This window comes from Mycobacterium sp. OTB74, from assembly GCF_029892685.1.
In the GTDB taxonomy this organism is placed as follows: domain Bacteria; phylum Actinomycetota; class Actinomycetes; order Mycobacteriales; family Mycobacteriaceae; genus Mycobacterium.
Map to the genome: position 1 here is coordinate 123,068 of NZ_JARXVD010000004.1, position 12,255 is coordinate 135,322.

The 12,255-nt window shown below is 67.3% G+C and carries 13 protein-coding genes; 5 read left to right on the forward strand and 8 right to left on the reverse strand.

Going from position 1 to position 12,255, the window contains the following annotated elements; all coding sequences use genetic code 11:
• Positions 1-17: 17 nt before the first annotated feature.
• Positions 18-425, forward strand: coding sequence for a hypothetical protein (locus M2432_RS08270; RefSeq protein ID WP_280826309.1), 408 nt, complete (start codon positions 18-20; stop codon positions 423-425).
• On the opposite strand, the gene M2432_RS08275 is transcribed toward M2432_RS08270, so the two are convergent.
• From M2432_RS08275 to M2432_RS08285, 3 genes are all read right to left on the reverse strand, one after another.
• A complete protein-coding gene (locus tag M2432_RS08275) occupies positions 422-1,981 on the reverse strand; it encodes an ABC transporter permease (RefSeq protein WP_348536300.1) in 1,560 nt (519 codons plus the stop codon). The genes M2432_RS08270 and M2432_RS08275 overlap by 4 nt on opposite strands.
• Positions 1,978-2,691, reverse strand: coding sequence for an ABC transporter ATP-binding protein (locus tag M2432_RS08280; RefSeq protein ID WP_280826506.1), 714 nt, complete (start codon positions 2,689-2,691; stop codon positions 1,978-1,980). The genes M2432_RS08275 and M2432_RS08280 overlap by 4 nt, the downstream gene beginning before the upstream one ends.
• A gap of 69 nt (positions 2,692-2,760) precedes the next feature.
• Positions 2,761-2,982, reverse strand: coding sequence for a DUF2933 domain-containing protein (locus M2432_RS08285; RefSeq protein WP_280826310.1), 222 nt, complete (start codon positions 2,980-2,982; stop codon positions 2,761-2,763).
• A 370-nt stretch (positions 2,983-3,352) separates the two neighbouring features.
• Here M2432_RS08285 and M2432_RS08290 point away from each other — a divergent pair, with 370 nt between their 5' ends.
• From M2432_RS08290 to M2432_RS08305, 4 genes are all read left to right on the forward strand, one after another.
• Positions 3,353-3,604 (forward strand): SHOCT domain-containing protein, encoded by a 252-nt coding sequence (locus tag M2432_RS08290; RefSeq protein ID WP_280826311.1) that lies wholly within the window; start codon positions 3,353-3,355, stop codon positions 3,602-3,604.
• Between the two features lie 208 nt (positions 3,605-3,812).
• Positions 3,813-5,360, forward strand: coding sequence for a multicopper oxidase family protein (locus M2432_RS08295; protein WP_280826312.1), 1,548 nt, complete (start codon positions 3,813-3,815; stop codon positions 5,358-5,360).
• A 173-nt stretch (positions 5,361-5,533) separates the two neighbouring features.
• A complete protein-coding gene (locus M2432_RS08300; protein ID WP_280826313.1) occupies positions 5,534-5,932 on the forward strand; it encodes a hypothetical protein in 399 nt (132 codons plus the stop codon).
• Between the two features lie 2 nt (positions 5,933-5,934).
• Positions 5,935-6,222, forward strand: coding sequence for a chromate transporter (locus M2432_RS08305; protein ID WP_280826314.1), 288 nt, complete (start codon positions 5,935-5,937; stop codon positions 6,220-6,222).
• A gap of 15 nt (positions 6,223-6,237) precedes the next feature.
• Here M2432_RS08305 and M2432_RS08310 read toward each other — a convergent pair whose 3' ends face one another.
• The 5 genes from M2432_RS08310 to M2432_RS08330 form a co-directional block, all read right to left on the reverse strand.
• Positions 6,238-6,651 (reverse strand): transposase, encoded by a 414-nt coding sequence (locus M2432_RS08310; RefSeq protein WP_280826315.1) that lies wholly within the window; start codon positions 6,649-6,651, stop codon positions 6,238-6,240.
• Positions 6,648-8,891, reverse strand: coding sequence for a tyrosine-type recombinase/integrase (locus M2432_RS08315; protein WP_280826316.1), 2,244 nt, complete (start codon positions 8,889-8,891; stop codon positions 6,648-6,650). The genes M2432_RS08310 and M2432_RS08315 overlap by 4 nt, the downstream gene beginning before the upstream one ends.
• A complete protein-coding gene (locus M2432_RS08320) occupies positions 8,878-10,083 on the reverse strand; it encodes a tyrosine-type recombinase/integrase (protein WP_280826317.1) in 1,206 nt (401 codons plus the stop codon). The genes M2432_RS08315 and M2432_RS08320 overlap by 14 nt, the downstream gene beginning before the upstream one ends.
• A gap of 31 nt (positions 10,084-10,114) precedes the next feature.
• Positions 10,115-11,377, reverse strand: a complete 1,263-nt coding sequence (locus M2432_RS08325; RefSeq protein ID WP_280826318.1) for an ImmA/IrrE family metallo-endopeptidase — start codon at positions 11,375-11,377, stop codon at positions 10,115-10,117.
• A gap of 64 nt (positions 11,378-11,441) precedes the next feature.
• Positions 11,442-12,149 (reverse strand): hypothetical protein, encoded by a 708-nt coding sequence (locus M2432_RS08330; RefSeq protein ID WP_280826319.1) that lies wholly within the window; start codon positions 12,147-12,149, stop codon positions 11,442-11,444.
• Positions 12,150-12,255 lie beyond the last annotated feature (106 nt).

A 12,255-nucleotide genomic window follows, 5' to 3' on the forward strand; every position in this document is an offset into this window, starting at 1 on the left:
CGGCCGGGTGGGCGATCATGACCGCGGCGATGTGGTTGTTCGGTATTGGTGGTGCCGCGCTCATCGGTATCGGCGGGTTTTTCGTGTTCGCCCGGCCAGCTTTTCTGCCTGAGGATCTGCGTTATCTGCAGCGCACCGGCGCCGATGTCGACGCGGCGGTGCCGCGGCTGCGACGCTGGCTGCGGTTGGTGTTCACTGTCCTGGGCGGCTACGCGCTGGCCACCGGGACGCTGACGGTGTACCTCGCGGTCACGCAAGTGCGACACGGCAATACGTCCGCGGTGGTGGTGCTGGCCGTCGCTGGCGTGGTGTCGATCGGGGTGATGATCGTGGTGAACTTCGTGCTGCGCTCGGCGTTCCGGTGGCCGCTGTTAGCGGTTGGCGCCGTGTGGGTGACGGCCACGCTGGCGCCGGTGATGTTCTAAACACCCTGCGGCACAGGCCGTTTTGCTTCAACGGGCAGGGATCGCGGTGTGGCGATCAAGTCGATGAGTGGCCCCGCGTCAGAGTGACCGCGGCGACCACACCGAGCCCGACCAGCCAGGCCGCCCCGATCAGCAGGGGAACGAACTGGTCGAAGTCGGCGGTCAGGGCGGTATCGAAAATGACGCGGGTCCACCCGTAGCCGGGCCACAGATGCGCCGCAGGGGCCGGCGTTGGGCGCAGCATCGGGCTTTGCGCGATACCGCTGTCGAGGAACGGTATCAGAAAGGCGATGAATACACCGGCGACGCGGCCGAACAACGGTCCGATGATCACCCCCACCAGGGCGTAGGTCGCCCCCAGCCCGAGGTTGGCGGCGATGTATCCCGCCCATTGCCGGGCATCGAACACGGTCGCGGTCACGGTCAGTGTGGCGGTCGCGATGACCGCGACGGCCACGGCGACCACACCGAGGCGTGCCGCCACGGCCAGGTGTGCGGGAAAGCCGGCCAGCCGCAGGCGCCGGTCCCCGCGGGCGCTGTCGACGACCACGAACAGCCCGGCCAACGCCGACAACGAGGCAATGGCGATGGGGGTCATGACCCCGGCGTGCACGTCGGGGAACCAGAACGATCCGGTGTGCGCGACGCCGTGTTCGCTCACCGACAGTGCCAGGGTGCGGGCGGGCGTGGTGGCTTTGGCCGTCAGGACGAAGACCGCGGGAACGACCACCAGCAGGATCAGCAGCACCGGGTTGCGACGCAGATCGACCAGCCCGAACCGCACAGCGGTCAGGAACCGGCTCGCCGATCGGCGCCGTGGTCGATCGATCCGGGCGCCCGCGGTGGAGCACAATGGCGGCGACCACGAGCGCACCGAGGACCCACGCCAGCGATATGCCGAGGTCGCCGAGTCGGCCGGCGTGATGCGAGGGCAGGTCAACCATCCACAGCGTGACGAAATGGGTGGGGAAAAACCGGGAAACCATGGTGTCGCCGCCGCTGCCGCCAGGGCCGAAAAACACGTCGAGCATCCAGATGAACAGGATCGCCACCGCACCGTTGACCGGATTGGGCACCGCCACCGCGATCAGGGCCCCGATCGCCAGGTAGATCAGCGCGAACATGACCGTGCCGGCGATCACCCGGACGGGGTCAGCGATGCCGGTGCGCGCCGCCAACGCCAGCAGCGCGACCGCCGAGACCAGCGCCGCCAGCAGCAGCCCGGTGCCGGCGCGGGCGGCGATCAATCGTGCCGCGGGCAGCCCGGCCAGCAGCAGTCGGCGGTCGGCGGCCCGGGCCGAGCGGATTTGGAAGTACATCGCCAGGCCCGACAGGAACGCCGCCGCCCAGCCCGCGGTCACCACCTGCAGAGCCGGGCCGATCTTGCCGCCCAACAAGGACATTGCGTCAGCCAGTGAGCGGGCGGCGACGACGACGAAGACCAGCGGCACCAGCACCAGCACGATCAGGTTGACCGGGTTGCGAACGTAGTCGGCGATGAAACGCCCGGTCAGCAGCGGGACGGGGTGCCGGGGCCGTTCGGCGCGGGTGGTCATCGTGTGGCCGCAGGAGCCTGACAGGCCTGATCATCGCAGGCCGGGTCATCGCAGAGCTGGCCGTTGCATAGTTGCACGATGCGGTCGAACCGGTGCCGGTCGGCGATGAAGTGGCTGACGATCAGGACGGCGGTGCCGTCGGTGCGCCGATCAGCTATCAGTTCCCAGAATCGCAGGTAGGTGTCCCAGTCGAAACCGGCGTAGGGCTCGTCGAGCAGCAGCACCTGCGGGTCGGCCAGCATCGCCAGCGTGAGGTTGAGTTTGGCCAGGGTGCCTCCGGAGAGCCGATCGGCCCGGGTGTCGGCAAACCGCTCGAAACCCAGTGCCTCGTAAAGGTTTTTGCGGGCCCGGCTCTGGGCCGTCGGGCTCATCCGGTACACACACGCGAACAAGTCGATGTGCTCATCGCAGGTCAGTCGCTCATAAACAACCGGCTGCTGCGGGCAATACCCCAGCACACCCGTGCGCGACACCGTGCCCGAGTCCGGAGCCAGTTCGCCGACCAGGATTTTCATCATGGTCGACTTGCCCGAGCCGTTTTCACCGACCAGCCCCACCACTTCGCCGGGGCGCAGGACCAGATCGGCACCCTGCAGCACGCGGCGGCGGCCCGGCAACGGCCACATGCCTTTTCGGAAAGATTGCTCGATGCCTTCGGCGCTCAATACCGCGGCGGTGGTCGCCTCATGTCGACCCGGTGACCGACCCATCGCCGCCGGTGCGTCGGTGATCGTGTGATCCACAGGGATCCTCCTGGCCCGAGGACGCCGCAGCGGTGCTCAGATGCTGCCCGAGCCGCTGTGATGAGTGCTGTGGTCGGCGTCGTTGCTGCCTCCGCCGCCACCTCCGTTCATGCCGCGCATCATCCAGAACATCATCAGTGGACAGGCGAGCAGGAGCAGCGGATACACCACCGGTGTGACCGACACCCCGCCGGCGGACAGCCCGACCAGCACGAGCACCGCGGCCAAGATCAGCCACGGGACGTATTTGTGGTTCATCACCCGACTCCTCTTGTGGGTAGGCCCCCGCTGTTCTCGACGCTGCCTGATCCGGTATCGGTGTGCCCAGAGACCAAAGTGTGAAGGCCATGGGACTTCAGTCCCCGCGGCACCGGCGACCGTGGCGGCCCAGCAATCAGCCGGCCGTGATGGCGGTGCCGGCCCGAATACCGCGGGCCGCCCAACTCGGCGCTGGCCGAACACCTGCGTGTCGACGGCACCCGAAATGGCCGAATGCTGATGCCTGACTGTAAGGAGCCAAAGACCTGCAGCTGTTGACTATCGGCCCTACCCGGCCCACAAGTGGCGCGGGCACCCTCAGGTCAGCACCACACGCTCGGTGGTGACCTGGAGAAAAGGGGCAACGACCATGATGTGGTACGGCGGCGGCTGGGGCGGCTGGATCATGATGACCGTGACGATGGTGCTGTTCTGGGGCGGCCTGATCGTCGCGGCGGTGTGGGGTATCCGCGCGCTGAGCGGCAGCGGCAGCGGCCGCGACCAGGTCAGCGCACCGGCGGCCCCGCGCGCCGAAGACGTGCTGGCGCAACGGTTCGCGCGCGGCGAGATCGATGAAGAAGAGTTCCAGCGGCGCATGGCCCTGCTGCACCAACCTCACTAAACCCCCGAACCGATGATCAATTAGGTACGGCAACAAGGCATTTCACCACGCGTGCCGGGTGCACGCCGTTCACGGCGCGTCGGCCGTATCGGTCGCACGGCAGGTGCGGCGACCGCGGCCAATACCCCGCGCCTGATTACCCCGCGGGGATATGTTCGCCCCAGCTCGACACCTACCGACACCTGTGGTTGCAGAGAAGAGGCCCGCAATGACCCCCTCCCCGTTGGATGCACGGCTGGATCGGCGCGGTTTCTTGGCCGCGACCATCGCCGGTGGGTTCGCCCTCGCCGGTTGCAGCCCCCGCACACCAGCCCCGGCCACACCGGCCCCGCCCGCCCCGACTCCCAGCGGTCTATCGGCGGCGATCGCCAACGCTGAGGCGGCGCGCCCGCACACCGGCCGCACCGTCACCGCATCGCTGACACCGCAGCCGGCCACCATTGACCTGGGCGGACCCACGCCGCGCACACTGGCCTACGGCGCCACCATTCCTGCCCCGGTGATCCGGGCCAACGTCGGCGATGAGCTCGCGGTGACCGTGACCAACCGCCTCGACCATCCCACCTCGGTGCACTGGCACGGGATCACGATCCGCAACGACATGGACGGGGCCTCCCCGGCCACCCCGACCATCGAGGCCGGAAAAGAGTTCACCTACCGGTTCTCGGTACCGGATGCGGGCACCTACTGGGCCCATCCGCACACCGAACTCGACGCCGACTTCGGCATGTACGTGCCGGTGATCGTCGATGACCCGCGCGACCCGGGCGCTTATGACGCCGAATGGATTGTCGTACTGGATGACTGGACCGACGGTGTCGGCAAGACACCCCAGCAGATTTTCGACACCCTGCACGCCGGGATGCCCGGCATGGGCGGCATGCCAGGGATGTCTGGTATGCCGGGAATGGGTGGGATGCCCGGCATGGGCGGCGTCGGTACCAGCTCATTGTTGGGCGGGGACGCCGGGGACGTCGCCTACCCGTACTACCTGATCAACGGCCGCATCCCGGCGGCGCCGACCACGTTCACCGCCAAGCCTGGTCAGCGGATCCGCATCCGGATCATCAACGCCGGCTCGGACACCGCGTTCCGGGTAGCCCTGCCGGGGCACACCATGACCGTCACCCACACCGACGGCTACCCCGTGCAACCAACCCCGGTCGACGCGCTGCTGCTGGGGATGGGGGAACGCTACGACGTACTGGTCACCGCCGCCGACGGCATCTTCCCCCTGGTGGCCCTCGCCGAAGGGAAAAATGCGGTGGCACGGGCCCTGCTGGCCACCGGCGCGGGCACCCCACCGGATGCGGCTTTTCAACCGGCCGAGCTGACCAAACGGGTCGGTACCGTCGAGATGTTCACCGCCACACCACAAGCCGACCTCGGCAACGCAGCTGCCGATGTGAACCTTGCCGCGGTCCTAGCCGGGGACATGATGCACTACAACTGGACCATCAATGGCGCACCGTTCGGCAAGAACGAACCACTGCAAATCAGCCAAGGCCAACGCGCCGTGCTGACCTTCACCAACAACACCATGATGTGGCACCCCATGCACCTGCACGGCCATACCTTCCAGATTGTCAAACCCGACGGCAGCCACGGGGCACGCAAAGACACCACGATCGTGCTACCCCGGCAAAAACTCGCCGTCGCACTCGTCGCCGACAATCCGGGTATCTGGATGCTGCACTGCCACAACACCTATCACCAATCCGCCGGGATGATGACCAGCCTCAACTACCGCCCCTAACCCCATCGCCGCCCCCGGGCAGGGGTCACTGTCATGGTCAAGGTTCACCGGATGCGGGGCCCAAAGACCCTTAACGGCAGGCCCCCGTGGCGCCGAGACTGGCAGTCACGGCCGGCACGACAGACCGCGCCGGGCCAGTGCATGCACCACACAGACCAGAAAGGGCATCGATCATGACCGAGGACTCTGAATCACCCACCGACACAACCGCAACCACCACCGCGTCGGGGCGGCCAAGCCGGCTCAACCAGATCGCCGCCTGGGTGGGCATCATCGCCGGCGTCGTCTTCATCGTCGCGGTGATCTTCTTCAGCGGTTTCTGTGCCGGTGCCTACAGCACCGGCGGCTACTGGCACGGCGGCTACCGCCACCAACAGTGGCAGCAAGGACCCGGGTACCCGATGATGAACCCGGGACCGATGGGCTCGGGCGGCATGATGGGGCCGGGAATGATGGGGCCGGGAGGCATGATGGGGCCGGGGACGAGCGGTCCCGGGATGCCGGGACCCGGGATGATGCCCGGGCAACCCTCCTCGGCGCCAGCATCGCCGGAGCCACCGCACCACCCCTAGCTGTGGTTAGTGCGTTGGGCCAGCTGCCCGTGCAACGTCGCGTGGTCGTCCCCGGTCGATGGTTCATCCGCCACCGCACCAACGCCCAACTGCGCGCATTCGTCAGCGGCGCCACCGCCACCGCAGCCGGCGCCCTGTGCGGCGCGGTGGTGGTGCAGACCCGCCAGGCCGTCACCGATATCCCCACCGCGGCCATCGCCGTGGGCACCTTGGCGTCGTTGTGGCGGTTCAGCATCAAAGAGCCCTACGTGGTCGTGGCGGCCGGAGCCTTGGGTCTGCTGCTGCACTGACCGGCGCTGGGCCGCTTAAGTGGTGCCGTACTGGCGGTCCTCAAGCTGTCCGTAGAGCAGCTCGATAGTGCCTTGCTGTTGTGCCACCGTGGTTTTGAGGTCTTTGATCTCGGCGGTCTGGGCGGCGATCTTGTGGCGCAGCGCGGCCACGATGGCATCGTCTCGGCCGGTGGCCGGCGGAACGTCCGCGGCGGCGTGCTTGCGGTGCGCATCGATGACCGCCATCAGATCGTCATGCTTGTAGACCGTTTTGCGGGTCACCCCGGCGCGGCGTGCCACGGTCGAGACGTTGAGCTCGGCATTGGTTTTGCGCAGGTAGGCAATGGCCTTTTCGATGTCGCAGCGTTTGGCGTCGCTGACGGCGTTGCGGTGTTTGGCCAGGGCCGCTTTGGCGTTGGCCGAGGGCGGCGGCGGGGGTGTGCGGGTCATCGCCCGGTGCCGGGGTCGGCTTTGCGCAGCACCGATTCGTGGCTTCCCCGCGTGGAGACCTGCAGGCCGGGTTGCCGGCCTGCGGTGCCGGCGCCCCCGATCCCACCGATGTCGGCGCCGGCGGCGTCGGACTCCTGCAGGCGGCCGATGATGGCGTCCAGGGAGGCGACCTCGCGGCGCCGCTGATGAACCCATACGTTGTCGTCGGTCAGCTCGCGTCCGGTCCGCGCGGCGAACTGGCCGCGGCGCACGTCGATCAAGGTCAGCGTCTTGGTGCGCTGATCGATCAGCTCGTCCAGGTGGGTGGCGTCGGTGGCGAAATGCCCGCACGACAGGCAGGCGTTGCCCTTGTCGCAGGTGGTCACCGGCGGTAGCAGGCACACCCCGTTGGGCAGCACCCGGTCGGTGCGCTGCGCCAGCTGGGTCATGTCGTAGATATCTGAGGGGCTGATCGCGATGTCGGTGCCGTGAGCGCCGATCTTCTTGTGCTTCAAGAACTCTGCCTCGGCGGTGGCCGCCAGCGTGGCGGCGTAGCGCAGCGTCATCTCCGGCGAGGCGTGCCCGAGGTAGCGCTGCACCACGTGGATCGGCACCCCATCGTTGAGCAGTTCGGTGGCCCGGGTGTGCCGCAGCCGGTGGGTCTGGCTGAACCGCAACGGCCGACCGGCGCTGTCGGCGAGACCGTGCACGGTGTCCAGGCGGGCCAGCACATTGCTGTAGGAGTCATAGCTGCGGGGCCGCTGCCCCTGGTGCTGGAACCGCACCCCAAAAAACAGGTACTTCGGGGTCAGCTGCGGATAATGCTGGCGTACCCAGTCCTGCTGCTCGCCAATGACATTGACGATGGCCTGCTCCACCAGAATGGTCGGGCAGACCCCGTCGACCTTGGTCTGCTGGTACCGCAGTTTGGCCACGAACCCATCGGGGTCCTCGGCGGCGCCGTCGGCCCGGTCGCGGCCCGGGATCGCTTCCAGCGGATCGGCGTCGAGCATCAGGATTTCCGAGGCCCGCCGTCCGGTCAATGCTTGCAGCAGCCAGATGCGGGCCGCCTGCGGATCCCCGAGGCCGGCTACCACCGAGAGGGTGGCATCGGGGTGGGTGATGACCACGGGGGCGCCCTTGTCGGCGGCCAGCACGTCCAGGTAGCACAGCATCTGTTGTAGTTCGGCGGTCGAGTACCAGGTCAGCTCCGTCGGGGTGTTGGCGCGGCGGCTGCGGAACGCCGCACCCCAGAGCCGGGTGTGCGTGTCGGTCAGTGCGGCCCAGCGCGGCTCGCCGGTGGCGACCGCGGCTTCCTCGGCGTGATCGACCATGAACGTATAGAAGGTTTGGATCCGGGACTGGATACCGGCGATGGCTGTCGAGGACAACGGCCTGCCCGGTATCGACTGGGCCGCTGGCGATTTCAGATACTCGGTGAACTCGGTGAACAGCAACCTCACCTGCGCCCGGTCGGTGTGCAGCACCGGGTCGGTGATCAGGCGGTCGGCCAGGAACGGGCCGAGGTGGCGGCTCATGTCCCGGGCGCGGGACTTGAGCGAGGACCAGCGCAGCAGTTCGGCGGTCAAGGCGGTGCGCAGCCAGAACCGGACCCCTTCACGCAACCAGGCCGGTTCGATCCCGTCCAGGCGCACCACCTGGTCATGCTGCGGTTCGTGCTCGCGCTGCGGGATCCGTGGGTCGGCGTAGAGATCCCAGATGTCGTGATCCCACCACGGCCGGCTGGTGCAGCGCACCGCCACATGCAGGTGCAGGTGCTCGATGAAGTTGGTGACGTTGGTCCGAAAACCCGCCGACGGCAGGCGCCCGTTGCGGCGCTCGAAGTCGATCACCCCATGGCGCACTATCGCTTCGGGCGTCAGATCAGAGATCGAGGCCAACGTGCGGTGGTGTTGTTGGCGGTAGTCGGCGGCCGCGATGCCCACCGCGCGGCTGGTCCACTTCAGCAGGGACGGCTCGATCTTGCGGGCGCCCTCGTGGCCGCACTGCCACACCCACCACGCCAGCTCGTCGCAGATCCGTTGCGGCACAGCATCGGGCGTGAAGTCGTGCCCGTCGGGGACCGGCCGATACCGGGGGTTGTCGGCGAACACCGTGTTGGCCGGGGCCTGATCGAGGTGATACACCAGCGTCCGCCACGGCCCAGGGACGCGGTTCCACTGTGCCGCCCACTGCTCATCGTCGACGCCCCGCCGTCCCGGCCCCCGCCGAGCCTCTGCGCGCCTCTCATTGCCCGTCACTGAGCACCTTCCACCCCGCCACATAGTTCTTCCATTCGGCCACCGTGCGCATCGCGGCATCGGCGGTCACCCACCCGTAAATCGACAACGTCGTCTGCACATCGGCATGGCCCAGGCGGCGCATCACCACATGCGCATCGATCCCGGCCAGCAGCAGCGCCGTGGCATGGGTGTGCCGCAGCCAGTGCGGTGTCCAGTCACCGGGCAGCATGTCCGGGCAGCGCTCGGTGACCAGATCGACCTTGTCGTAGACCGTTTCGGCGCTCGTCGGCGCGAACTTGACTCCGCGCACCAGATTGACGAAGACGAAATGCGTCGACAGATTCCCGACCGCGATGTCGGCGCCGTCGGCGATCAGCTGCCACACGTACTCGCTGTAGAGGGCCACCAGATCGTCCCCGATGTAGATGCGCCGCGGCCCCGACTTGGCCCGCACCCCGCGCGGATGATCATCACGACCGGCCACCAGCACCGACGGGGTGCCGCCACCGGCGATATCAAAGTCCTGATGCCGCAACGACAACGCTTCACCGATCCGCATCCCGGTCTCGGCCAGCAGCGCGAAAAAGAACCGGTCCCGCAGACCCGCCGGGCCACCCGACCACCCGCCGGTGACCGTTTGCACGCTGCACGCGTCCAGGATCGCGTTGACCTGTTCGGGCAGCAGCACCGGCGTTTCCGAACGCTGCACCGCCCGCAGCCGATACAACGGCCCGCCCGTGGCGGTGTTGGGGCCGACCCCGGCCAAAAACGGTGCGTACCGGCCTTTGCGGGCCGCACGGGCATGGCTGGAGTACAGCCGTCGATACGGGCGCTCCAGATCGTGCGCGTCCGCGAAATACCGGTACATCGCCAACACCGCCGCACTGCGCGGATGCAGCGACGACTCGGCCATCCCCGCCGGCGGCTCCCCGATACGCGCCACGCCCGGCAGATCGCCGCGCCGCAGATAGGTCAGGAACGTGCCGAACAGGCTGGCCGGGAAGTCATCCCACGCGGCGCCGGTGTGCTCGAGCACTGTCCACCACGCGGCCAGCCCATAGGCGTAGGCGCGCACCGTGTTTGGCGATGCGCCTTCCTCACGCAAAAACGTCAAGTACTCCCGGGCCGGGGCAACGGGCAGCTTGTCGGGGCCCACCACCGTGTAGGTGGCCGGGCGGTCCGCAAAGCGCATCCGCTGCACCGCCGCCATCGTCAGCAGCGCCCCACGACCGCTGCGGCGCTCACCGCGGCCTGTCCTTGCGGAAATCGTCCAACCGGATCACCCGCGGCAGCGGCGCCGCCGCCGGCGCCGCTGTGCGCCCCGCACCCACGCTGGCCGCCACCGATTGCCGCTCCGATGTCGGCGCCGGACGCTGGGTGGCCAGGAACCAGTCCAGTACATCGGCCGGGTAGATCATCGACTCCCGCGCGGCCAGCATCGGCACCGACGCGCCCCCGTAGCAGCGCTCCACCCACTTGCGCAGCAGTCGCGGGCGTTCCGGGGAACGGTCATCGAAGCCCGGCTCGGTCATGCCCCAGGTGTGTCCGGTTGCCGGGTTGATCCGCCGATGCAGTTGCGTCATCAGCATTTTCGCCCGCTCTGCCGGTATCAGCTCCGAATCGCGCAGGTGCATGATCAGCGAGCCCAGCGACAAGCCCCACTTGTCTTTGAGCGGCCGCAGATTCAGCAGCGACAACAACCGGGGCAACTCATCGGCGATCACCGCTGCGGGGGCGAGCAGTTCGGTGGCGAACCGGTTGGCTTCCAGCTCATCAGCCGGGCTGACCGAGCAGTAGGCGTGGCTGTGCAGCACCAAATGGCCCAGCTCGTGGGCGATCGTGAACCGGGTCCGTTCCCAGGAATCGCTGTCGCGCAACACGATCAGCGGACGGTCCCGCATTCGGCCCACCCAGCTTGAATAACCCAGATGCTTCTCATCGCGGGCCGGGACCGGGCCTGGGGATGCGGCGAACTCGCTTTCCCATTCTCCGGCCACCCGGCGCCGGACGATCACCGGCGCACCGAGACGCTCTGCCTCGTACATCAAATCATCAAGGGGCTCATCATGATCCACGCCCATCGCTGCCCGCAGCCGCGCCGCGGCCGCCGCGATCGAGCGGTGCGTCAGCTCTTCGGGAGCCATCGTGGGAATCTTCACCGGCGGCAGCTTCGATCGCTCATCGAGGTCGGAGAGGAAATCGCCGGCCAGCGACGCGAACGTCGCCAGAAAGTCTTGCTCGCCTACCGTCATCGACTTCGGCGCCCGGAACAACAACTCTGCGGCCGACACTCGGGTCTGCGGGGCCGTGCTGAAAAATGCTTCAGGGAAACGGAACAACTCCGACAGTAACTCGACGTCGGCGTCATCGAGCCGGCCAACCTGCGTTTTTTCGATCTGGGACTGCCGGGCAGGGCTCCACCCGGCGGCTTCCACCACCGACTTTGCTGTCATTCGTCGCAACAACCGGGCCTGTCGGACCCGGACACCAAAAACCTCAATCATCGTGCGCTCAATTCAACGTCACCGGGTTGGGATACCGGCAAGCACCCAACACTGTGCCTGATAGCTACGACAACTCTGGCGGGGTGCCGTCCTGCTCGTCGAATGCGGGATTCTCGTCGACCTCGGTGAAGTCCTCGTCGCGGCGCCGTTTCGCCAGCCTCGTTGGCCCCTGCGAACCCGCACTGGGCCGACCAAGGCCCACCGTGGCATCGCGTTCTTCGAAGATCGGCGCCGGCAGCGGCGTCCTGCCGTACAGAACCTGGAAGTTGTCCAGCAACAGGCCAGCGGCCAACGCCGCTCCGCCAAAGAACCCTCGGCTGTCCGGCCACCACAACAGATACACCCGGTACGCCACCGGCTCGGGAATCCCGTCCTCGCCGCCGATCGGGTGACCAAGCTCCTCTTCTAGGCTCAGCTGCTCCCCGCCCGGCACGTACTTCACCGGCTCGATCAAGCTGCCGTCGTACTTGCGCGGATGCTTGCGCACATAGATCCGCGACCCCTTCCCATCCAGGAGGAGTAAGCCCATTCCGTTGCCCGCCTTGACTTTCAATGACGAGTCGGGACGTTGGCGCCGCGATCTCGACATCAAAAACGTCTCCAGCACAGCGCACGACGTAGTAATCGACCGCACATTGCTGCCCTGATCCACGAAACGATCCGGAACCTCCACGTGGCGAGCAGCCAAATCGCCGTGCGACTCGCCCAACACCAACGCGTGCTGGACCGCAAGCTCCTCGACTAACGCCTGAGGATCGTCGTGTTGCTTCATGGGGTAAATATTTACCCCGCCACACCACATTCAACTTCGTGCCACGCCGCGGGAAACCATCGGATTTTCGGGCCCTCATAACCTAAAAGGATACATGTTCCCGATA